The following is a 22,130-nucleotide window of genomic DNA, read 5'->3' as shown; positions in this document are numbered from 1 at the left end:
CCCAATGGAATGGCTACATACCATTGCGGTGGGGGAGCGGTCTGGCAAGACCCTGGCGTTACTTTCGGGTTACGGGGGGGCGGGGGGAGGGCGCGGTGATCCGGTCGCCGGCGGGCGGGGCGGCTGCCGGTCGGGGGCTCCTGCCCCGCCGGGCACGGTTCACGCCAGAAAGCCGCGGAGCAGTGCCGCCGTGCCGAGGCAGTGCTCGCGCATCACCTCGCGCGCCCCGTCCGCGTCGCCCTCCAGTACGGCCTCCACCAGGGCGGTGTGCTGGGCCTGGGAGTGCTCCAGGTTGCGCACCAGCAGCGGGATGCAGTCCAGCAGGTCGTTCACGGTGGCCCGGACCGCCGCGTAGCTGCCGGTGAGGGAGGGGGAGCCGGACAGTTCGGCCAGGGAGAGGTGGAAGAGGGTGTCGGCCCGGCGGTACTCCTCCAGCGGGGCGTCCCGGGTCGCGCGCAGCGCCGTGCGCAGCCGCTCGGCGCCCTCGTCGGAGAGTCCGTGCGCCGCGCACAGTCCGGCCGCCCCCACCTCCAGCACCTCCCGGAAGCGCAGGGTGTCCTCCAGGTCCACCGCCGCCACCCGGCGCCGCAGCTCCTCCTCGTCCGCCGAGCGGCCTGGGCGCAGGACGAAGGTGCCGCCGTAGCGGCCCCGCCGGCTCTCCACCAGCCCCTGGTCGGCCAGCACCTTCAGCACCTCGCGCAGGGTCACCCGGCTGATGCCCATCCGCTCGGCCAGCTCCCGTTCGGCCGGCAGCCGCCCGCCGTCCGGCACCAGGCCGAGCCGCACCAGCTGGAGGATCTGCTCCAGCGCCTCCTCGAAACCGCTGCCCGCCCGCACCGGACGCAGTACGGGTGCCAGGCGGTCGCCGGACTCGTTTGTCGCCACTGTGGGTCTCCCCTTCCCAAGCAAAGGTCTTCCGTCATACCTTATGGCTCCCGGCTGGCCGAAGGAGGAGCATTCCCGTGGCAGACCGCACACCCCCGCTCACCGTCGAGGAGCTTCGCGCCCTCGTCGAGAGCGGCGAGATCGACACCGTCGTCCTGGCCTTCCCCGATATGCAGGGGCGGCTGGCGGGCAAGCGGTTCGCCGCCCCGTTCTTCCTCGACGAGGTACTGGAGCACGGCGCCGAGGGCTGCGCCTATCTGCTCGCCGTCGACGTCGAGCTGAACACCGTGGACGGCTACGCCATGTCCTCCTGGGACAGCGGCTACGGCGACTTCGCCATGCGCCCCGACCTGGCCACCCTGCGCCGGGTCCCCTGGAACGAGGGCACCGCCCTGCTGATGGCCGATCTGGTCTGGCAGGACGGCTCCCCGGTCACCGCCGCGCCCCGGCAGATCCTGCGCCGCCAGCTCGACCGGCTCGCCGAGCTGGGCTACAGCGCGCACGCCGGCACCGAGCTGGAGTTCATCGTCTTCAAGGACAGCTACGAGCAGGCCTGGGACGCGAACTACCGGGGCCTCACCCCGGTCAACCAGTACAACGTCGACTACTCGGTGCTCGGCACCGGACGGGTCGAGCCGCTGCTGCGGCGTATCCGCAACGAGATGGCCGCCGCCGGCCTGATCGTGGAGTCCGCCAAGGGCGAGTGCAACCCCGGCCAGCACGAGATCGCCTTCCGCTACGACGAGGCGCTGACCACCTGCGACCAGCACTCCGTCTACAAGACCGGCGCCAAGGAGATCGCCGCCCAGGAGGGCCTGTCGCTCACCTTCATGGCCAAGTACGACCAGCGCGAAGGCAACTCCTGTCATATCCATCTGTCCTTGCAGGACGCCGACGGGCGCAATGTGATGGCGGCGGGGGACGGGGACCCGGACGACCCGTACGGGATGTCCCCGCTGATGCGGCACTTCCTGGCCGGGCAGCTCGCCGCGCTGCGGGACTTCACCCTGCTGTACGCGCCGAACATCAACTCGTACAAGCGGTTCCAGCCCGGTTCCTTCGCGCCGACGGCCGTCGCCTGGGGGCCGGACAACCGCACCTGCTCGCTGCGGGTGGTCGGCCACGGCCGCTCGCTCCGCTTCGAGAACCGGCTGCCCGGCGGGGATGTCAACCCCTATCTGGCCGTCGCCGGACTGGTCGCCGCCGGACTGTACGGGGTGGAGAACAAGCTCGAACTCCCCGAGGCGTGCGAGGGCAACGCCTACACGGCCGGTCTCCCCACCGTGCCGTCCACCCTGCGGGAGGCCGCCGAGCTGTGGGAGTCCAGCCCCATCGCCAAGGCCGCCTTCGGCGACGAGGTGGTGGCCCACTACCTCAACATGGCCCGGGTCGAACTCGCCGCCTTCGACGCCGCGGTGACCGACTGGGAGCTGCGCCGCTCCTTCGAACGGCTCTGAGACACCCCGTACACACCCATAGGCACGTCCGCACGTGAGGAAACCCGTGACCGACCTTCGGGAAACCACCGAGCTCACCGTACTGAACCCCGCCACCGAGGAGACCGTCGCCACCGTCCACGCGGCCGGTACCGCCGAGGTGGACGCCGCGGTCGCCCGGGCCGTCGCCGCCCAACGGGGGTGGGCGGCAGCCGCCCCGGCCGACCGGGCCCGGCTGCTGCGCCGCTTCGCCACCGTCGTGGACGAGCACATCGAGGAGCTGGCCCGCCTGGAGGTGACCGAGGCCGGGCACACCCTGGGCAACGCCCGCTGGGAGGCGGGAAACGTCCGCGACCTCCTGGACTACGCCGCCGGGGGAGCGGAGCGGCTGAACGGCCGGCAGATCCCGGTCCCCGGTGGACTGGACGTCACCATCCTGGAACCGCTCGGCGTCATCGGCGTCATCGCGCCATGGAATTTCCCCATGCCCATCGCCGCCTGGGGCACCGCGCCCGCCCTGGCCGCCGGCAACGCGGTGATCCTCAAGCCCGCCGAGACCACCCCGCTGACCGCGCTGCGCCTCGCCGAGCTGGCCTTGGCGGCCGGGCTGCCGGAGGGGCTGTTCCAGGTGTTGCCCGGCACCGGGCCGGTGGCGGGAAACGCGCTGGTGGAGCACCCGGACGTGGCCAAGATCGTGTTCACCGGTTCCACCCCGGTCGGCAAGTCGATCATGGCCAAGGCGGCCGGTCGGCTGAAGCCGGTCACCCTGGAACTCGGCGGCAAGAGCCCCAACATCGTCTTCGCCGACGCCGATGTGGAGGCCGCCGCGGCCGCCACCCCGATGTCCTTCCTGGACAACGCCGGGCAGGACTGCTGCGCCCGTACCCGGATCCTGGTCCAGCGCGAGGTGTACGACCGCTTCCTGGAGCTGCTGGCCCCGGCGATCGAGGCGGTACGGGTCGGCGACCCCGCCGACGAGAACACCCAGATGGGGCCGCTGATCTCGCGTGCCCAGCTGGAGCGGGTCCGCGGCTATGTCCCGGGCGGTGCCGCCGCGATCCGGGGCAAGGCGCCCGAGGGCCCCGGCTTCTGGTTCCCGCCGACCGTCCTCACCGCGGCCGGGGCGGACGACCCGGTCGCCGTGGAGGAGGTCTTCGGGCCGGTGGCCGTGGTCCTGCCCTTCGCGGACGAGGCCGACGCGGTACGGCTGGCCAACGCCACCGACTACGGCCTGGCCGGCTCGCTCTGGACCCGGGACGTCGGCCGCGCGCTGCGGGTCTCCGCCGCCGTCCGGGCCGGCAACCTCTCCGTCAACTCCCACTCGTCCGTCCGCTACTGGACCCCGTTCGGCGGCTTCAAGCAGTCCGGCATCGGCCGCGAACTGGGCCCCGACGCCCTCACCGCCTTCACCGAGACCAAGAACGTCTTCCTGAGCACGGAGGTCTGACCCCATGACCGACACCCCCGACACCACCGCCCCGGACACCACCCCCGTGGTCCCCGGCGCCGCCGCCGCGAGCGCGGCCCCGGTCTGCCGCCGGCTGGTCGGCCGCACCGCGGTGATCACCGGCGCCGGCAGCGGCATCGGGCTCGCCACCGCCCGCCGGTTCGCCGCCGAGGGCGCCAAGGTGGTCTGCGCGGACATCGACGAGCGGGCCGGCAAGGCCGCCGCCGACGAGGTCGACGGGCTCTTCGTACGGGTCGACGTGACCGACCCGGAGCAGGTCGAGGCGCTGTTCCAGACCGCGTACGACACCTACGGCAGTGTGGACGTCGCCTTCAACAACGCGGGCATCTCGCCGCCCGACGACGACTCCATCCTGGAGACCGGCCTGGAGGCCTGGAAGCGGGTCCAGGAGGTCAACCTCACCTCCGTCTACCTCTGCTGCAAGGCCGCGCTGCCGTATATGCGGCGCCAGGGCCGGGGCTCCATCATCAACACGGCCTCCTTCGTCGCCATCATGGGCGCCGCCACCAGCCAGATCTCCTACACCGCCTCCAAGGGCGGGGTGCTGGCCATGTCCCGGGAGCTGGGCGTGCAGTTCGCCCGGGAGGGCATCCGGGTCAACGCGCTCTGCCCCGGGCCGGTCAACACCCCGCTGCTCCAGGAGCTGTTCGCCAAGGACCCGGAGCGGGCGGCCCGGCGGCTGGTGCACATCCCGGTCGGCCGGTTCGCCGAGGCGGAGGAGATCGCCGCCGCGGTCGCCTTCCTGGCCAGCGACGACTCCTCGTTCATCAACGCCACGGACTTCCTGGTGGACGGCGGTATCTCGGGCGCCTACGTCACCCCGATGTAGGGCCGGGCGTGGTCGGGGCGGGGGCGGGGGCCGGAAGCCCCCGGCCCCGGAGCCCCGGGACCAGGCCCCCTACAGTGACGCCATGGCCATGACGACCCCGCCCGGCTGGTACCCGGACCCCGCCGCCCCCGCCCTGGAACGCTGGTGGGACGGCGGCGCGTGGAGCGGGAGCACCCGGCGACCGGGGACCGGTGGGGCGGGCGCTCCGGGGTCGGCCCCTGCGCCCGGTGGGGCGGCCACTCCCGGCCCGTATGCGGTGGAGGCTGGTGGGGCGGCCGCGTCTGGTGGCCCGCACCCGGTGCCCGGTGGCACGGCCAGCCCCGGCCCGTATGCGGCGGAGGCCGGTGGGACGGCCGTGCCTGGCGGCCCGTACCCCGCGCCCGGCGGGGCGGCCATTCCCGGCGGGTATGCGGTGGAGGCCGGTGGGGCGGCCGCACCTGGCCGCCCGTACCCCGCGCCCGGCGAGGCGGCCAGCCCCGGCGCGTACCCCTCGGCCCCCGGTCCGGACGGGGCCGCCCCCGGTGGGTTCGGCCCCGCCGGCTTCGGCCCGGCGGCTCCGGGCCCGTATCCGGGGAACCCGTACCGGGACCTCCCGGTGGCGGGCCCGTACGGGGGTACGGCCCAGGGGCACCCGGCCGCGGCCGCCGCCCCCGGTCGTGGTCGGCGCCGGGTCGGGCCGGTGCTGCTCGCCGCTATGGCGGTCGCCGCGGCGGTCACCCTGGCGCTGGTGCTGCTCCGCCCCGGCGACGAGCCGGGCGACGGGCCGGGGGGCACCACGGCGCCCGCGCCGACCGGGTCGGCGGGCCCGACGGCCACCGGGGTCACCTCCGCGCCCAGCCCGGAGACCGGCGGCGCGGACGACGGCTCCGAGGGCGAACCCACCGCGCTCACCGACCAGTTGAACGGCATCACCGTGCCCATCCTGGACGGCTGGGAGAAGCCGGAGTTCTCCAGCTCCGAGGTGCCCCTCGCCACCACCACCGCCACCGACGACTGCCCCGCCTCCTCCTGGCGCTCCTGTCCGCGCGGCAGCGTGAACTCCCGTACCGCCGCGACGGCGGGCGACGGCAGCCCGGCCGCGATCGCCCGCGCCGACATCGCCGAGGCCGCCGAGGAGGCCTTCGGGGAGGACCCCCTGGGCAACCGCCCCTACGGCGGCATCCGTTCCCACCAGGTCGTCGCCGAGCGGTCCGTCTCGGTGGCCGGCCGCACCGGCCATCTGGTCCGCTGGCGGGTGACCACCGAGCAGGGGCCCGGCGGTCACATCCAGTCCGTGGTGTTCCCCTCGCCGGTCGGCAGCGAGGCGCCGGTCGCCGTACGGATCGCCCTCTCGGCCGCCCCCGGCTCCCCGCCGCTCACCACCATGGACCGGATCACCGACGGCATCCGCCCCATCGGCGACGCCACCGGCGGCGGGGTCGGCAGCTCCATCGGCCCCTGAATTCCCTCGCGGGCCGGGCTCTAGAGGAAGGTGCGGCCCTCGCCGCGGTAGGTGGGCACCGAGGCCGTCACCTGGTCGCCTGCCACCAGGTGCAGGGTGTCGAACCGCTCGCACAGCTCGCCCGCCTTGGCATGCCGGAACCACACCTTGTCGCCGATCAGCAGATCGTCCGCGGCCGGGCCGAGCAGCGGGGTCTGCACCTCCCCGGCCGCCTCCAGCGGGTCGTAGCGCAGCCCCTCCGGAAGGTACGGGACGGGCAGCCGGTCCTCGCCGACCGGCCCCGACGCCGGGTAGCCGCCGCCGAGCACGGTCACACAGCCCACCCCCGGGCGGCGCACCACCGGCTGGGCGAAGAGCGCCGCGGGGCGCCCGGAGAACGACGAGTAGTGGTCGAACAGCCGAGGCTGGTACAGCCCCGACCCGGCCGCCACCTCGGTCACCGCCGCCTCCGCCACCGTGTGCTGGACGCTGCCGGTACCGCCGCCGTTGACGAACTCCAGCTCCGGCGCCACCGCCCGTACCGCCGCCACCGCGGCCGCCCGCCGCACCGCCAGCTCCCGGCGGGCCGCCGACTGCATCAGCCGGATGCCGCGCGAGCGCAGCGGGTGCCCGGCCACCGCATCACCGACCCCGGCCACATGCCCCTCGTACGCCATCAGCCCGACCACCCGGAAACCCGGGCGCCGCGCCACCGAGCGGGCCAGCTCGGCGAGTTGACCCGGCTCCCGCAGCGGCGAGCGGCGCGCCCCCACCCGTATCCGGCCGCCGAGCAGCCGCAGCGAGGTGTCCAGCTCCAGGCAGACCCGGACCTCCTCCCGGCCGCCGTCCCGGGCGCAGTCGATCAGGTCCAGCTGGGCCGGGTCGTCCACCACCACCGTCACCGCGCCGGCCAGCTTGGCGTCCCCGGTCAGCTCGGCGAAGCCCGCCTGGTCCACCGACGGATAGGCGAGGAGCACGTCCTCGAACCCGGCCCGGGCCAGCCAGAGCGACTCGGCCAGGGTGTACGACATCACCCCGGCGAACCCGTCCATGGCCAGCACCCGCTCCAGCAGCGCCCGGCAGCGTACGGACTTGCTCGCCACCCGCACCGGCTTGCCGCCCGCCCGGCGCACCAGATCGGCCGCGTTGGCGTCGAACGCGTCGAGGTCGACCACCGCGAGCGGGGCGTCGAAGGAGGCGGTGGCCCGGTCGTAGCGGGCGCGGTCGGCGGCGCGCGGAGTCATGGGCGGAGTCATGCGGCGAGCCTGCCAGAAGCCACTACCGGTGGGTAGGGGGATGTTCCGGTCAGATCCGGCCCCGCCCCTGAGTGGGGCCTCGGTCGCGTTCTCCGACGGGCCTGGCCAGCCCGTAGAGTGAGCCGTACACGCTGACGAACGGGCCTGCCCCGCGCGGCGATCCGGACGACCGCCAGGGGGGCGGATGAGCACCGAGGCGCGACGCCCGCCGGCCCGCACCACCGGCGCGCCACCGCCGCCCGTCGATCCGCCCCCGGCCCCCGCCGCCCCGCCCGGTCCCACCCGGCCCCCGGCCGGCACCTCCGCCTCCCGCCCGGCCGGGGCGCCCGCCCCCATCGCCGGCCCTGCCGCCGCGCCCGCCGCGCCTGCTTCCCGTCCGGTGACGCCCTCGTCCGCGCCTCGGCCGCCCGCGGTCGGGTCGTCCGCGCCTCGGTTGACTCTTGATCCGTCCGCGTCCAGGCCCTGGCCGACCCCTGATCCGTCCGGGGCCAGGTCGTCCGCGACTGATCCGTCCGGGTCCCGGCTGTCCGCGCTTGATTCGTCCGGGTCCGGGCCGTCCTTGCCGGTGGCGCCGCCCGCGCCCGCGGTGCCGCCCCGACCGGCGGTGCCGCCCGTGGCCGTGCCGCCGGGAGCCGGGGCCGTGCCGCCCGGGCCGCTGCCCCCGGCCGCACCCGCCTCCGCCGGGCCGCTGCGCCAGGCCGCGCCTGCCTCCGCCTCCGCCTCCGCCGGGCCGCTGCCCCCGGCCGCGCCCGCCCCCGCCGGGCCGCCGCCCGCGCCCGTACGGCGATCCGATCCGGTAGGACAGTCCGCCCCCGTACGGCGATCCGATCCGGTACGGCAATCAGCTCCCGTACGGCGATCCGCCCCCGTGCAGCGATCGGCGCCGCCCGACCGCGCGGCCGGGTCGCCTCCGTCAACGCCCACTGCGCCCCCCGCCGTTCCGGCCGCCCGACGGTCCACAACCGCCCCCCGGCCCGCGACCGCCCCTCACCCCGGAACCACCCCCGGGCCCGGAAGCACCCCCCGGCCCGCGACCGCCCCCCGGCCTGCGACGGCCCCCCGGCCCGCGACCGCCCCTCACCCCGGAACCACCCCCGGGCTGGGAAGCACTCCTCGGTCCGGCGCCGTGCCCGGTCGCCCGGCGGCGGCGCCCGGGAGCCCTCCGCCGCACTTCAGCACGGGGCCGCACCGGCCCACCGGCCTGGGCGTCCCCACCGGCCTGGGCGTCCCCACCGGCCTGGGCGTCCCCACCGGCCTGGGCGTCCCCACCGGCCTGGGCGTCCCCACGGGCCTGGGCGTCCCCACCGACCTCGGCACTCCGCTGCCCGAGGCGCCGGTGGAGAGCACCGTGCGGCTGCGGCCGATCCGTGCGCGCCGCCCGGTCCGTACCGTCGCCGCGCTGGTCTGCCTGGTCCTCGGCCTCGGGCTCACCGGCGGGGCCGCCGCCGGGGCACTGATCGCCGCCCGGCCGGACGGCGCACCGGCGGCCGACCGCTGGGAGCAGGCCCGCGAACTGTGGCACCGCGCCCCGGTCGACACCCTCTTCCCGGCCACCCTCAAGGGGTCCGGCGCCGGACCTGGCCGTGCCGACCGCAACTGGACCCGAATCGCCGTCGCCCCCGCCGGGACCTGCGCCGACGCCCTCGACCCGCTGCTCACCCGGACGCTGCGGCCGGTCGGTTGCGCCCGAGTGGTGCGGGCCACCTACCGGGAGGCCACCTCCTCCCTGGTCACCACCGTGGGCATGGTGTTCACCAAGGGCGACCGCACCCGGATGACGGCGCTGCGCGACCGGTTCACCGACGAACGGCTCGACCGCCGTGCCGATCTGATGCCGAAGGCGCTGCCCGCCCCCGGCACCGCCGCCGCGCGCTTCCACGACCCGCAGCGGGCCAGCTGGCGGGTGAGCGTGCTCACCGACGCGCCCGTGCTGGTGTACGCGGTGTCCGGCTTCGCCGACGGCCGTACCGTCTCCACCCCGCAGCCCGCCGCCGAGGCGATGGCCCCGGGCCAGACCACCGCCCCCGCCCAGTCCGGGCTCGGCCACGAGGCCAAGGGCGTCGCCGACCGGGTCGAGCGCGGCCTGCGCAAGGCCGCCGCCGCGGCCGGACGGGAGTCCGAGCAGTGACCGCTCCCGCCCGGGGCCCCGGGCGGGCCCGGGAGGCCGACGCGGCCGGACCGGCCGCCGCCCACGATCGGACGGGAGCCCGGGCAGTGACGGGCGTCCGTGCCCGGGGCTCCCGGCGGGCCCGCGCGCGGCTCGCCGCCGCCGCTCTGGCCGCCGCGTTCACCGTGCTGCCCGCGGCACCCGCGCACGCCGCCGACGGCATTCGGCCCCAGCAGTGGGGGCTGGAGGAGCTCCGCACCGAGCAGGCCTGGCGCACCACCCAGGGTGCCGGGGTCACGGTCGCGGTGCTGGACACCGGGGTCGACGCCGGCCACCCCGACCTCGCCGGCAGCGTCCTGCCCGGCAAGGACCTCATCGGCTTCGGCGCCGAGCGCGGTGAGCGGGCCTGGGCCCGGCACGGCACCGCCATGGCCGGGATCATCGCCGCCCACGGCCACGGGCCCGGCGGGCAGGACGGGGTGATGGGTATCGCGCCCGAGGCGCGGATCCTGCCGGTGCGGGTCATCCTCGAAGGCACCGACCCGGAGCGCGCGCAGGCCCGCAAGACTAAGGGCACCGCGCTCGCCCGGGGCATCCGCTGGGCCGCCGACCAGGGCGCCGACGTCATCAATCTCTCGCTGGGCGACGACAGCGCCGCCGCCCACCCCGACCCGGGCGAGGACGCGGCCGTGCAGTACGCCCTGGCCAAGGGCGCCGTGGTGGTCGCCTCGGCCGGCAACGGCGGCGAGAAGGGCGACCACATCTCCTATCCGGCCGCCTACCCCGGGGTGATCGCCGTCACGGCGGTGGACCGGTACGGGACCCGGGCCGCCTTCTCCACCCGCCGCTGGTACGCGACGGTGGCCGCGCCCGGTGTGGACATCGTGATCGCCGACCCCGACCGCGGCTACTACCAGGGCTGGGGCACCAGCGCCGCCGCCGCCTTCGTCTCCGGGGCCGCCGCGCTGCTCAAGTCGGCCCACCCGGACCTCACCCCGGTCGAGGTGAAGCGGCTGCTCGCGGACACCGCCCGGGACCGCCCGGCCGGCGGCGCGCACGACGACGCCAAGGGGTACGGGACGGTGGACCCGGCCGCCGCCCTCCGCGCGGCCGCCACCCTGCGCCCCGCCGCCGTGCCGAAGGCGGCCGACGGTGGGCCGGCCCGCTTCGGCCCGGCCCCCGTACCGCCCGCCGAGGAGGCGGACGGCCCCGGGCTGCTGGCCCCCCTGGCGGGCGCCGCCGGGGTGCTGCTGCTGGCCGCCGCGGTGGTGCTGTGGCGCGGCGGACGGGCCCGCGCGACTCCGCCGTCACGGTCCGTTTCGGGGGCCGATAGGCTCGCGGGGTGGCGCTGAAGAACATCCCCGACCCCGGTTTCTCCGACGACGACGGTACGGCCGACCCGCGGCTCGCCGAGGCCCTGGCCGCCTGGTCCGCGGACCGGTCCGCCGAGGCCCGGGCCGGGGTGCTCGCCGCCCTGAAGGAGGCCCGCCTCCTGGTGCCGGTGGTCGCGGTGCTCGGCGAGGTCGAGGAGGACCAGGCCACCGGGCTGCGCCGGGAGAAGACCAGCGATATGGCGGTGCCCACGCTCACCGCGGGCGACCGCCGGGCCCTGCCCGCCTTCACCTCCCTGGAGACGCTGGCCCGCTGGGACCCGGCCGCCCGCCCGGTGGCCGTACCGCTGCACCAGGCGCTCCAGGCGACCGCCCACGAGAAGGCCGACACGCTGGTGCTCGACCTGGCCGGTCCCGTCCCGTACGAGCTGACCGGGCCCGCGCTGCTCGCCCTCGCCGAGGGCCGCACCAGCACCGACCCGCTCACCGACCCGGCCGTCATCGAGGCGGTCCGCCGGGTGGTGGCCGCCGAGCCCGCCGTGCTCCGCGCCCACCTCGGCCCGGGCACCGCCGACGGCACCCTCGCCCTGGTGCTGGCCGAGGACGCCGTGCCCGCCGAGGCGGCCGGCCGGATCGCCCGGGCGCTGGCCGCTGACGAGACCCTCCGCGCCCGCCTGGTACGCGGCCTGGACCTGGCCCTGCTGCGGCCCACCGCCACACCCCCGGGCGAGCCCCTGCACATGCGGCCGTAAGACGGGCTCCCCGTACGGCCATGGCGAGTCAGGACGCAGCCTGGGCCTGCTCCGGCGGGGGCCCGTACGCCGGGATCGGGCCGGGCCGTCGGCCGGTGGTCGCGGCGGTGGCGGCCAGGGCCGTCTCCAGGGCGCCGAGCGCCTGCCGGGCGGTGGCGATACGGGCCGCCAGCTCATCGCCGTCGGCGCCTCCCCCCACCACCCCTGCCGCCCGCTCCTCCCGTTCCAGTTCCCGGGCCTCCTCCATCGAGCTGATGACCACGCCGATCAGCATGTTGACGAGCACGAACGAGGCGATCAGGACGTAGGAGGCGTAGTAGAGGACGCTCCACGGGGAGATCTCCAGCCCGGCGCGGACCACCTCCCCGATGCCGTCCAGGGTCATCAGCAGGAACAGGGTGAGCAGGGCACGGCCGGCCGATCCGTACTGGCGCGGGTCCTCCTCGCCGAAGGCGACCCAGCCGACCATGGCGTAGACATAGAGCACCAGGCCGCCCAGCAGCAGGAAACTGACCGTGCCGGGCAGACTGCGGCCCACCGCGACCATCAGCAGGCGCAGTTGGGGCAGAAAGCGGGCGGTGCGCAGGACGCGGGCGAGGCGCAGCAGCCGCAGCAGGGTGGTGTTGTCGCGGACCGTCGGCAGGAACGCGGAGGCGACGACGGCCAGGTCGAAGAGGTTCCACGGGTCCCGGAGGAAGGCCCGCGGATCGTCGGCGTGCGCGGACAGCCGCAGCAGCATCTCGACGGTGAAGGCGGCCAGGCAGAGGTGCTCGGCGAGGTGGAGCCAGCGCCCCCAGGAGTGGACCAGCCCGGGGTAGGTCTCCAGCCCCAGCAGGACGGCGTTGGCGAGGATGACGCCGATCATGGTGAAGGCGAACCGGCGGTCCTCGGTGACGGTGCGGGCCCGCCGGGCGAGGGTGAGGCGCACGGGGTGGACGGCCGTAGCGGCGGCGGGCAGTGGCAGCCGGCCCTCCCCGCTCACAGCCGCCACCGCACGAGTACGCCGCCCTCGTGCTCCACCAGCTCGCCCGCCCCGCGATGGTGGTGGGTCGGTACGAAGCCGGGCACGCCCCCGGTCCGCTCCCCGGTGTCCGGGTCGAAGGCGTCCAGACCGTCCGGCGCCGCCGCGTACAGGGTGCCGTCCGCCGCGAACAGCCGGCCGCGCACACCGAGGAGGACCGTCAGCTCACGGCGCCGTACCGCGTCGAAGACGCGCACCCCGGCCCGCAGGGTCCTGATCGCGGAGCCGGCCTCGCCGATGCCGCTGATGGCGATCCGCCGCTCGTCGATCCAGCACTGGGGGTTGTTCCAGTAGTACGGGCGGTGGGCGAGCTCCTTCCGGGTCCGCCCGGTCTCCGCCTCCCCGGTCCGCCCGGCGGTCCAGTTGCGCAGGTTCCACACCGTGGGCACCCCGTGCGGCCCCCAGACCCAGCCGTCGTCCGCTATCCGGGTGCCGCCGGGGGAGACGGCCAGCGCGCCGTGGAAGTAGTCCAGCGGCCGCGCCCCGTCCGGCTCGCGGGGGGTCAGCGGTGCGCCGGTCTCCGCGTCCGAGACGTCCAGCCGGTTCCAGGCGGTGCGGTGGACCGCGAGGGTGCGGCCCGCCCGCTCGGTGAACGCGAAGGCGAAGGGCACGGTGTACGCGCGGTGGTCGCCGCCGTCCAGAGGGAGGACCACCCGGCCGGTGCGCAGATCCAGCAGCTGCCCGGAGCGGCCGAAGTCGTGGACCACCGCGGCGAACCGGCCGTCGGGGGAGGCATGGAGCCGGCGCCGGGGGGCGCCGCCCGGCCGTGCGTGCGGGTGCGGTGCCTCCTCGGGCAGCCGGACCGAGCCGACGGTGTCCGCGGTGGAGCGGTCCGCGTCGAACCGTACGAGGCGGCCGTCCTGCCCCAGCAGCAGCCAGACCGATCCCGCCGCGCCGGCGACCGGGGCCAGGTCGGCCACCTCACCCGCCTCCGCCGGCAGGCGGGTGATGAGCAGCCTCCTGTCCCCGCCGCCGGCGGTTCGCCAGGGCGCTGCCGGCCGGTTCGCGCGGGGGCCGCCGGAGGACTCCAGCCGCTCCCGGAGCGCGGCCGAGCGGTCCGGCCAGCTGGGGCGCGGGTCGCCGTCCGAGGGCGCCTTGGCCGGGTCGTCGGTGAAGTCGGCGCAGGAATGGGTCTCCTGGACGTCACCGGCCCGGTCGTCCCAGAGGTCGATCAGATCGAATTTCGACCTGACGGCACGGAATTCCTCCTTCTTGTTCCGGAAACAGCCCAGCGAGCCCATGAGGGCGTAACCGCCGGGGTGGTAGTCGGAGAACGCGCAATTCGCGCAGGTCTGGAGCGCGATTCCGTCCGGGGCGTCGCGCCGCAGTTCCCACAGCCCCTGCTCCACGTCGTCCGCCCACCCGGAATCCGCGATGGCCTCGCCGTCCCGCTCCAGTTTCAGCCGCACCCCGTAGGGCTGCGCGATGGTCTCGGGGCGGCGGGGGTCCGGCACCACCAAGTCCGTGTGAAGGGAAAGGTATTCGGTCGCCGAGCCGGAACGGACCCGGACGGGCGTGGACCAGCCCAGCCAGTATCCGCACAGGTCCCGGCCGTCCAGATCGGGCGGTTCAAGGGAGTGTTCAAGTTCCGCCACGAGTTCCAGGCCGTCGGGGCTGGCCCCCTCGAACCGGTTGTCCCGGAATTCGAGCGTGAAGGTCTTTCCGTCATTGGTCAGGAAAGCGCCGGTGGATCCCCAGCGATCGGTGACGGAGGCGCGTACACGGAGCGGGGATTCGTATCCGGTTTCATCGGGCATGCGGCCACTATGCCAAGTCCCGGGCCGCCCGGGATTCCCGTTCGGCGCCGCTCCAAGAGCATGCCAAGAGCGCTCCAAGAACATGTCGGAAATGGCGTGGGCCGGGGCCGGACGGTCACCGGGCTCCGGCGAGGGTGCGGGCGGAGGCGCGGGCCGTGGCGGCGAGGTGGTCCGCCTCCCAGAGCCGGGCGACCCGCTCCGCCGTGCCGAACGCGGCCCTCGCGGCCCGGTCGTCGCCGAGCAGGGCGTACAGCTCGCCGAGGGGCTGGGCGAGGGGGCGGGTGCAGAAGGCCGTGGTCGCCGCCGAACCGAGCTGGTCCTGTACGGGTTCGAGCAGCGGTATCAGCCGGGCGGCGGCCTCCCGGTCGTCGAAGACGCAGGCCAGCCGGGCGCGGGCGCCCAGCCGCACCCCGTAGAAGTGGTCCTGCGGGGGATCGCGGTGGAAGCGGACGGCCCGTGCCTCCTCCGTCTTGCCCTGGAGGGCGAGCACCAGGGCGAGGGCTTCGCCGCCCCGGGCGCCCCAGGTCTCGTAGACCCGGCGGGTGTGCGGCTCGATCTCGTCCACCCGGCCCTGGTTGAGGCGGATGGTGATCAGTCCGCGGGTGTGGATGTCGGCCCCGTGCCAGGGGTTGTGGCCGCTCAGCCGCTCCCGGACGCGCCGATACGCCGCCTCCGCCTCGTCGAACTCGCCGCGCGCGTGGGCCAGCATCGCCAGCGCGGACAGCCCGGCGGCCTCGGCGCCCGCGATATGGAAGCGGCGGGCGATGGCCAGTCCCCGTTCGGTGTGCCGGCGGACGGCCTCGGGGTCGTTGCCGATGGCCGCGATCGTCGCGTCGATATGCTCGCAGACCCACTGGTAGGCGGGCAGTTCATGGGCCCGGACCAGCTCGCGGAGCTCGCCCACCACGGCCGAGCAGCGGGCGGCCTGGTGCTCGTGCGGCATCAGCTTGGTCATGGTGGTGAACGCCGCCGCGAGCAGCGCGGGATCGCCGGTGTCCCGGGCGATCGCCAGCTGCCGTTCGGCGGCCTCGACGACCCGCCCGGAACCGGAGTCCGCCAGCTCCTCCACCAAACGTTGCAGCAGCCGGGCCGCGATCGCCGGCGGCAGCGGCTCCCTGGCGAGCAGCCGTTCCAGGGTGCCGGCGACATGGTCGTCGTCGGCCGCCCAGTGCCGGCGGGTCAGCCACGGGGTGGGCTCGGTCCAGGCGGCGAACGCGGCGGCCACCAGGTCGTTGCGGCCCACACAGCGGGCCTCCTCCACGGCGCGCTCCCCGGTGCCCTGGGCGGCGGCGATGGCGCCGGACCGCACCTGGGCCCGGCCGAGGCGGCCGTACAGGTCGATCAGCCGCTCGGCGCGCGGCTCCGGCGGGCTCGGGATGCGCTCGGCGGCCGCGATCGCCTGGGAGAGCAGGTCCACGGCCACGTCATGGGCGTAACGGCGCTCGGCCCGCTCGGCGGCACGGACCGCGTAGCCGACGGCCGCGGCGGCCTGGCCGGGATCACCGGACCGGGCGAAGTGCAGGGCGAGGGCGTCCAGATCACCCGGGCGCAGCCGCTCCAGGGCCTCGGCGAGCCGGCCGTGCAGGGCGCCGCGGCGCAGCCCGGTGAGATCGCCGTAGGCCACATCGCGCATCAGGACGTGGGCGAAGCGCACCCGGCCGGGCATCGGCTCGGTGAGCAGCCCGGCCCGGACACACCGCTCCAGGGCGTCCACCACCTGGTCCCCGGGCAGCTCGCAGGCCTCGGTCAGCACATCGACGTCCGCGTCCCGGCCGCAGACGGCCGCCAGCGCCAGCACCGTACGCTCCGGGGCCGACCGCCGGGCGAGCCGCAGCCGCAGCACGTCCCGGATGGCCTCGGGGACCTCGGTCACCGCCTTCAGGCTGCCCTCGACCGCCAGCAGCCGGGCGCTCTCGGTGACGAAGAACGGGTTGCCGCCGGTGCGCGCGGTCAGCGCGGCGACCGTCTCGGCGGCGACCGGCCCGCCGCACACGGCCCGTACCAGGTCCGCCACCTCCGTCGCGGCCAGCCCGCGCAGGGTGATCCGGTACGCGGCCAGGCGGGCGAGCTCGGCGCGCAGCGGTCCCAGCCGCTCGCCCGCCTCGTCGGGGCGGAAGGCGGTGACCACGAGCACCGGTGCGCGCAGTGCGGCGGCGCAGTTGAGCAGCAGCAGCGTCTCGGCGTCGGCCCGGTGCAGATCGTCCACGAAGAGCGCGATGGGCTGCTCGGCGGCGGCCGAGGCCAGCCACTCCTTGAGCGCCGTGTGCACCTTGAAGCGTCCCGCGGCGGAGTCGGCGGTCGGCGGCTCGTCCGGTTCGCCGGGGTGCAGCAGGGCGGCCAGCGGGCCCACGGTGGCGGGCGGCGACAGCCGGGCCAGTTCGCCCAGCGCCTCCACCCAGGCCCACGCCGGCGGGGCGCCCTCGTTCTCGGGGCAGCGTCCGGTGATGACCAGCCAGCCCTCGGTACGCAGCAGCCGGCCGAAGTGGTCCAGCAGCGTCGACTTCCCGGACCCCGCCTCCCCGGCCACCATCGCCACGGAGCCGCGCCGGGCGGCGGCCTGGGCCGCCCCGCGCAGCACCCGCAGCTCCGCCGTACGGCCGTACAGGACCTCGTCTGCGGCACCGGCATCGGCATCGGCGGCACCGGCATCGGCGGCGGGGGTAGGGGCCGGGGCCGGTCGCGGAGTCGCCGGGGCGTGTTCCTCGGGGCGGGGGCCGGGGGCTTCCGGGGCAACCGGGGCGTGGGGAGCACGGGGGCTGCCGTGAGGGATCGTCGGGGGCGGCTCAGTGGCCTCCCGGGTCGGCGGGGCCGGTCTCTGTGCGGGGAGTGCGATGGCCTGGCGGAGCACATCGCGCTCCCCGCGCAGAATGGAGCGCTCCAGCTCCACCAGGGGTGGACCGGGGGTGAGGCCCACCGACTTGACCAGGACCGCCCGGGCACGGCGCAGCGCCGCCAGTGCCTCCGACTGCCGGCCCCCGGCCCAGAGGGCCAGCGCCAGCAGGCGCCAGGCGTCCTCCCGCAACGGCGCCTCACGGACCAGCACTTCGGCGCTGGGCACGACCTCCATGGCCCGGCCCGACTCCAGACCGGCCCGGAGCAGGAGTTCACGGGCCATCAGCCGCAACTCGTCCAGCCGGGCGGCCTCGTCCGCGGCCCACGTGTGGTCGGGCCACTCCGGGTAGGCCGGGCCCCGCCACCAGCCCAGGGCCTCACCCAGCAGGTGCCAGGCCTCCTCGGGTGCGACGTCCCGCGCCCGGCGGACGGCCGCCTCGAACCGCCAGGCGTCCACGGAGTCCTCCGGCAGCCGCAGGACGTATCCGGGCGGCGCGCTCAGGATCAGCCGCGAGGGCGACCGCGGGGGACGCCCGGGTTCCAGGACGCGCCGGAGGTTGGACACCAGCGGGTGGAGCGAGGCCATCTGCCGGCCGCGGTCGCCCTCGCGCCACAGCCGGTCCGCGATGCGCTCCGCCGGGACCACGCTGCCCCGGGCGACGACCAGCATGGCGAGCACCGCACGCTGCTGAGGTCCCCCCAGCGCCAGCCGGGTCCCCTCCGCATGGGCCTCGAACGGACCGAGGACGTGTAGGCGCACCATGGCGGAGCAATCTACCGAACTGGCGTCCGAGGGAGTGCCGTACGTTGCCCGTTGCCCGTTGCCCGTTGCCCGTTGCCCGCGGGCCACGGTGCGTCAGGGACCGACCTGGGTGGCGCTCCAGGCGCGCACCACCCCCGCCCCCGTGTCGAGTTGGAGCAGTTCACCGGCCGACCGGTCCAGGTGGGTGGGCCGGAGACCGGGGACGGTGCCGAGGCGGGCCCCGTCGGCCGGGTCCCAGACCTCCATCCCGCTCTCCCCCGAGGAGAAGAGCAGACCGCCCAGGACGTGGAACCGCTCCTTCGGGCCGGTCTTCGGGCCGGCGAAGACCGCCTCCGTGACGGGCTCCGCGCCGTCCTCACCGGTGAACGCGTAGACCGTCGCCCCGTCCACCATCAGCTCCTCCGCCTCGCCGATACCGCCGACGACCAGCCGGTCGTCGTCGAGCCAGACCATCGGGCGGTCCCAGTAGTAGTCGGCGTGGGCGACGGAGGTCCAGCCGGCCGACTCCGGCCAGGCGGCCTCCCCTTCGGCGAGCCAGGCCGCCAGGTTCCAGACGGCGACCGACCCCAGCGGGTGCCAGAACCAGCCGTCGGAGGCGATACGCGTGCCGTCGGGGCTGGGCAGGACGGTGCCGTGGAAGAGGCCCGTCCAGTCCGCTCGCTCGTCGACGGGAATGCCGGTCACCAAGCGCCCGGTCTCCGCCTCGCAGGCGGCGATCCTGTTCCAGACGGGGCGGTGCAGGGCCAGCGTGCGCCCCTCGTGGACGGTGAACGCCAGGGAGAACGGCACGGTGTCGCTGTGGTAGCCGTCGTTGTCCAGGTCCTCGGTGACCGAGCCCGTCGTCAGGTCGAGGATCTGGCCGCGGCGCCCGTAGTCGATCACCACGGCGGCGAAGCGCCCGTCCGGCGAGGCGTGCAGCCGGCGGACCTGCTGCCGGCCGAGCCACGGCTCCGAGCCCTTCTCCGGCGCGATATGGCAGCGGGCCACCTCGGTGTGGTGGTCCTCGTGCGGGTCCCAGAGCACCAGCCGCCCGTCCTCGCAGAGCAGCAGCCATCCGCGTGCCGTCACGGCCAGGTCCACCACCGTGCCCAGGCCGGCGGGGAGCGGCCGCTCGTCCACCACGGCGCCCAGCGGAACGGGCCGCTCGATGATCTCGGGGCTGCCGGCGATCCCCCGGGCGTCGTCCACCGCCGCGTCGAAGCACTCCTCGCACACCGGCTCCGCCTCCACGGAGCTCGCGTCCTTGCACGCGTCGCAGACGTTCCGGGCCTCCATGCCCACACCGGTGTACCGGATGGTGTAGCCGGCCTGGTCGGCGACGCGCAGATGCGCGCACAGGGGCCGGCCGTAGGGCGGTGCGTCGTGGCCGCAGACAAGGGTGGTCATGGTGAAGGGCTCCTCCATCGGGTGATCGGGCGCCCCGGACGCATGCGACTCATGCGCCGGTGGCACCCGACGCCATCCAACAGCCCGGTCGGGCGGGTCCTTCCGGCATGGGGCCGGCAGCCGCACGATCGGACAGGACTTCCCGCCCCGGCGGGCAGTCCCGCCCCCGCACCGCCCGGCGCGAGAGGTCCGAACCGGGCCCAAACCGGGCCCAAGCCATCTCCAAGACCCCTCTGCCACGCTGGCGGCGGCCCCTCCGGTGCCGTCCTCCCGCATCCCCGGGGCCCGTTCCCACCGACGAAGAGACACCGAGCCGACCGGATCCATGAACCTGACGCTGTCGCCTCCCCGCCCCCGCCCCCGCGGCACCCGGCGTGGTCCGTGTCCGCCCGCCGCGGCCACCATCCCGATCGCCGTGATCGCCGAACAGGCGCTCACCGGCGAGGGCACGCTCGCCCGCCTGCGGGACTATCCGGAACTCCGCATCCTGTCGCCGGCCGAGCGGCCGAAGGCCGAGGTGCTGCTGGTGCTCGCCGAGGAGATCCGCGAGTCGACCATGCGGCTGCTGGAGTCACTGGCCGCGGGCAGCCGCGAGCCGGGAGCGGCGATCGTCCTGGTCTCGGACGCGGTGCCCGAGCACTATGTGCTGCGGGCCGTGCAGGCCGGGCTGCGCAGTGTGATCCCGCGGTCGGTGGCCGGGTTCGACGTGGTGGTGGACACCATCCGGAGCGTCGCCCAGGGGGCCGCCTGCCTGCCGCCGGAGTTCCAGGGCCGGCTGGTCGACAAGGTGCGGTCGCTCCAGGGCGAGGTGCTGGACCCGCTGGGCATGACGCTCTCGGGGCTGAGCCACCGGGAGATCGAGGTGCTGCGCCTGCTGTCCGAGGGGCTGGACACCACCCGGATCGCCGGCCGCCTCAACTACTCGGAGCGCACGATCAAGCAGGTGATCAGCGGGGTCACCGGCCGCTTCGGCCTGCGCAACCGCACCCAGGCGGTCGCCTTCGCCCTGCGCCAGGGCGTGCTGTAGCGCCGGTCGCCCCCGCTCCGCCGCCTCAGCCGAAGACCGGGCCGGTGTACTTCTCGCCCGGGCCCTGGCCCGGCTCGTCGGGGACGAGGGACGCCTCGCGGAAGGCGAGTTGGAGCGACTTCAGGCCGTCCCGGAGCGGGGCGGCGTGGAAGGAGCTGATCTCCGTGACGCCCGCGTCCAGCAGCCCGGCCAGCGCGTGCACCAGCTTGCGCGCCTCGTCCAGGTCCTTGTGGGCGTCGCCGTCCTCGGTGAGGCCCAGCTTCACCGCGGCGGCGCTCATCAGGTTGACGGCGACCGTCACGATCACCTCGACCGCGGGCACCTCGGCGATGTCGCGGGTCATGGCGTCGAAGTCGGGGGTGTCGTTGCCCGGGCCGGAGCCCGCCGGGGTGGCGTCGTCGTTCATGCGTCACACCTTAGGCGTACGGGAGGAGGGGTACGGGAGCGGGCCCGGCGGCCCCCCTCGCGCGCCCGTACCGTCCCGCCGCCGGCGCGCCTGGTCGCTCCACCGACGGCGAGGTGCTAACCTTGTGTGACGACCGGCCGGACGTGTATGCGCTCCGGCCCGCAAGTGGAGGCTCCGATCTCCCACCTGGCCACCCCTCGGGGAGGCGGGTCACCGGTCAGGCGGTCCCCATCGTTCCGTACGGACGATGGATCCGCCCGATGTGCGCCCCGCGGTTGACCGCGGCGGTGCTCCGGTTTGCTTTGGAGCCCCGCCTGTGTCCCGTCCGGGGCATTTTTCATGTACCGGCGCGGTTGGTCTCAACTGTCATAAGACGTTACGCGTCCGTCCGCCAGGCGTTCGCGTGGTGCTACCGAGGAGGATCCATCAGCGCCGAGCCCCGCATCAACGACCGGATTCGCGTTCCCGAGGTGCGACTTGTCGGTCCCAGCGGCGAGCAGGTCGGGATTGTTCCGCTTGCCAAGGCCCTGGAGCTTGCGCAGGAGTACGACCTCGACCTCGTCGAGGTGGCGGCCAACGCCCGTCCGCCGGTCTGCAAGCTCATGGACTACGGCAAGTTCAAGTACGAGTCGGCCATGAAGGCCCGTGAGGCGCGCAAGAACCAGGCGCACACGGTCATCAAGGAGATGAAGCTCCGGCCGAAGATCGACCCGCACGACTACGACACCAAGAAGGGTCACGTCGTCCGGTTCCTCAAGCAGGGCGACAAGGTCAAGATCACGATCATGTTCCGCGGACGTGAGCAGTCCCGGCCGGAGCTCGGCTACCGGCTGCTGCAGCGCCTCGCGGAGGATGTCCAGGACCTGGGCTTCGTCGAGTCGAACCCCAAGCAGGACGGCCGGAACATGATCATGGTTCTCGGTCCGCACAAGAAGAAGACCGAGGCGATGGCCGAAGCCCGCGAGGCGCAGGCCGCCCGCAAGGCCGAGCGCCAGGGCCAGCCGGCCCAGGCCGACGAGTCCGCCGAGGCGGAGCAGTCGGTCGAGGCGGAGCAGCCGGCCCCGGCGGAGCAGCCCGCCGAGTAGGTCCCGCCAGGGACCCGCACCCGAGGCACCCGCCCCGGATTCAACCGATACATCTGACGCCCCCACCGCCGGTCCCGACCGGGCCGGCGGGGAGCGCCACTGACGAGGAGAGAACGGCGCGATGCCGAAGAACAAGACGCACAGCGGTGCCAAGAAGCGCTTCAAGATCACCGGCTCCGGCAAGGTGCTCCGCGAGCGCGCCGGCAAGCGCCACCTGCTGGAGCACAAGTCCTCCAAGCTGACCCGCCGCCTCACCGGCAACGCCGAGATGGCCCCGGGCGACGCCGCCAAGATCAAGAAGATGCTCGGCATCTGAGCGACGCTCGCACGCCGGATCAGCCGCCGCCCGCAGGCGCGGGCCGCCGCCGG

17 protein-coding genes are annotated in these 22,130 nt (G+C 75.2%); 10 read left to right on the top strand and 7 right to left on the bottom strand.

Annotated elements, in window-relative coordinates; all coding sequences use genetic code 11:
- Positions 1-159: 159 nt before the first annotated feature.
- Positions 160-885 carry an FCD domain-containing protein gene (locus ABZ945_RS24570; RefSeq protein WP_361273296.1) on the bottom strand — a complete coding sequence of 242 codons (726 nt, stop codon included), beginning with the start codon at positions 883-885 and terminating at the stop codon, positions 160-162.
- A 77-nt stretch (positions 886-962) separates the two neighbouring features.
- Here ABZ945_RS24570 and ABZ945_RS24565 point away from each other — a divergent pair, with 77 nt between their 5' ends.
- The 4 genes from ABZ945_RS24565 (at position 963) to ABZ945_RS24550 (ending at position 6,059) form a co-directional block, all read left to right on the top strand.
- Entirely contained in the window at positions 963-2,342 is a 1,380-nt protein-coding gene (locus ABZ945_RS24565) for a glutamine synthetase family protein (protein WP_361273294.1), read from the top strand.
- Between the two features lie 46 nt (positions 2,343-2,388).
- Positions 2,389-3,768, top strand: a complete 1,380-nt coding sequence (locus ABZ945_RS24560; RefSeq protein ID WP_361273291.1) for an aldehyde dehydrogenase family protein — start codon at positions 2,389-2,391, stop codon at positions 3,766-3,768.
- 4 nt (positions 3,769-3,772) lie between these two features.
- Complete coding sequence (locus ABZ945_RS24555) at positions 3,773-4,618, top strand: 3-oxoacyl-ACP reductase (protein WP_361273289.1); 846 nt, start codon at positions 3,773-3,775, stop codon at positions 4,616-4,618.
- 82 nt (positions 4,619-4,700) lie between these two features.
- Complete coding sequence (locus tag ABZ945_RS24550) at positions 4,701-6,059, top strand: DUF2510 domain-containing protein (protein WP_361273287.1); 1,359 nt, start codon at positions 4,701-4,703, stop codon at positions 6,057-6,059.
- A 20-nt stretch (positions 6,060-6,079) separates the two neighbouring features.
- Here ABZ945_RS24550 and ABZ945_RS24545 read toward each other — a convergent pair whose 3' ends face one another.
- Positions 6,080-7,282: an amino acid deaminase/aldolase gene (locus ABZ945_RS24545; protein ID WP_361273348.1), complete on the bottom strand. Its 1,203-nt coding sequence runs from the start codon at positions 7,280-7,282 to the stop codon at positions 6,080-6,082.
- Between the two features lie 1,138 nt (positions 7,283-8,420).
- Between ABZ945_RS24545 and ABZ945_RS24540 the strand changes: the two genes are divergently transcribed.
- From ABZ945_RS24540 to ABZ945_RS24530, 3 genes are all read left to right on the top strand, one after another.
- Positions 8,421-9,422 (top strand): hypothetical protein, encoded by a 1,002-nt coding sequence (locus ABZ945_RS24540; protein ID WP_361273285.1) that lies wholly within the window; start codon positions 8,421-8,423, stop codon positions 9,420-9,422.
- Between the two features lie 86 nt (positions 9,423-9,508).
- Complete coding sequence (gene mycP / locus ABZ945_RS24535) at positions 9,509-10,753, top strand: type VII secretion-associated serine protease mycosin (RefSeq protein ID WP_361273282.1); 1,245 nt, start codon at positions 9,509-9,511, stop codon at positions 10,751-10,753.
- Positions 10,744-11,484, top strand: a complete 741-nt coding sequence (locus ABZ945_RS24530; RefSeq protein WP_361273280.1) for an SseB family protein — start codon at positions 10,744-10,746, stop codon at positions 11,482-11,484. Before mycP ends, ABZ945_RS24530 begins: the two co-directional genes overlap by 10 nt.
- Positions 11,485-11,512: 28 nt before the next feature.
- Here the strand turns inward: ABZ945_RS24530 and ABZ945_RS24525 are convergent, their stop codons facing one another.
- The 4 genes from ABZ945_RS24525 to ABZ945_RS24510 form a co-directional block, all read right to left on the bottom strand.
- Entirely contained in the window at positions 11,513-12,442 is a 930-nt protein-coding gene (locus ABZ945_RS24525; RefSeq protein ID WP_361273346.1) for an ion transporter, read from the bottom strand.
- A gap of 20 nt (positions 12,443-12,462) precedes the next feature.
- On the bottom strand, positions 12,463-14,262 hold the full coding sequence (locus tag ABZ945_RS24520; RefSeq protein ID WP_361273277.1) for a DUF6304 family protein: 1,800 nt from the start codon (positions 14,260-14,262) through the stop codon (positions 12,463-12,465).
- A 115-nt stretch (positions 14,263-14,377) separates the two neighbouring features.
- The gene (locus ABZ945_RS24515) at positions 14,378-17,857 is read right to left on the bottom strand and encodes a BTAD domain-containing putative transcriptional regulator (RefSeq protein ID WP_361273275.1); all 3,480 of its coding nucleotides are present in this window, start codon (positions 17,855-17,857) and stop codon (positions 14,378-14,380) included.
- Positions 17,858-17,950: 93 nt separating this feature from the next.
- Positions 17,951-19,243, bottom strand: coding sequence for a hypothetical protein (locus ABZ945_RS24510; protein ID WP_361273273.1), 1,293 nt, complete (start codon positions 19,241-19,243; stop codon positions 17,951-17,953).
- Between the two features lie 415 nt (positions 19,244-19,658).
- Here ABZ945_RS24510 and ABZ945_RS24505 point away from each other — a divergent pair, with 415 nt between their 5' ends.
- Complete coding sequence (locus tag ABZ945_RS24505; RefSeq protein ID WP_361273271.1) at positions 19,659-20,270, top strand: response regulator transcription factor; 612 nt, start codon at positions 19,659-19,661, stop codon at positions 20,268-20,270.
- Positions 20,271-20,295: 25 nt separating this feature from the next.
- On the opposite strand, the gene ABZ945_RS24500 is transcribed toward ABZ945_RS24505, so the two are convergent.
- On the bottom strand, positions 20,296-20,676 hold the full coding sequence (locus ABZ945_RS24500; protein ID WP_248637080.1) for a DUF1844 domain-containing protein: 381 nt from the start codon (positions 20,674-20,676) through the stop codon (positions 20,296-20,298).
- Between the two features lie 368 nt (positions 20,677-21,044).
- On the opposite strand from ABZ945_RS24500, the gene infC reads away from it, so the two are divergent.
- Positions 21,045-21,761, top strand: a complete 717-nt coding sequence (gene infC, locus ABZ945_RS24495; RefSeq protein WP_361273344.1) for a translation initiation factor IF-3 — start codon at positions 21,045-21,047, stop codon at positions 21,759-21,761.
- Positions 21,762-21,882: 121 nt separating this feature from the next.
- Positions 21,883-22,077 carry a 50S ribosomal protein L35 gene (rpmI, locus tag ABZ945_RS24490; protein WP_019884943.1) on the top strand — a complete coding sequence of 65 codons (195 nt, stop codon included), beginning with the start codon at positions 21,883-21,885 and terminating at the stop codon, positions 22,075-22,077.
- Positions 22,078-22,130 lie beyond the last annotated feature (53 nt).

It is taken from the genome of Streptomyces sp. NPDC046887, assembly GCF_040644755.1.
Classification (GTDB): domain Bacteria; phylum Actinomycetota; class Actinomycetes; order Streptomycetales; family Streptomycetaceae; genus Streptomyces; species Streptomyces lichenis.
The sequence above is the reverse complement of the archived record's forward strand: the minus strand, read 5'-3'. Positions and strand labels throughout refer to the sequence as shown.

Bases quoted from the DNA above. Each gene is read 5' to 3' on its own strand.
- ABZ945_RS24555 (WP_361273289.1), top strand. From the start codon at position 3,773: ATGACCGACACCCCCGACACCACCGCCCCGGACACCACCCCCGTGGTC.
- ABZ945_RS24550 (WP_361273287.1), top strand. From the start codon at position 4,701: ATGGCCATGACGACCCCGCCCGGCTGGTACCCGGACCCCGCCGCCCCC.
- ABZ945_RS24545 (WP_361273348.1), bottom strand. From the start codon at position 7,282: ATGACTCCGCGCGCCGCCGACCGCGCCCGCTACGACCGGGCCACCGCC.
- ABZ945_RS24520 (WP_361273277.1), bottom strand. From the start codon at position 14,262: ATGCCCGATGAAACCGGATACGAATCCCCGCTCCGTGTACGCGCCTCC.
- ABZ945_RS24515 (WP_361273275.1), bottom strand. From the start codon at position 17,857: ATGGTGCGCCTACACGTCCTCGGTCCGTTCGAGGCCCATGCGGAGGGG.
- ABZ945_RS24510 (WP_361273273.1), bottom strand. From the start codon at position 19,243: ATGACCACCCTTGTCTGCGGCCACGACGCACCGCCCTACGGCCGGCCC.
- ABZ945_RS24500 (WP_248637080.1), bottom strand. From the start codon at position 20,676: ATGAACGACGACGCCACCCCGGCGGGCTCCGGCCCGGGCAACGACACC.
- rpmI (WP_019884943.1), top strand. From the start codon at position 21,883: ATGCCGAAGAACAAGACGCACAGCGGTGCCAAGAAGCGCTTCAAGATC.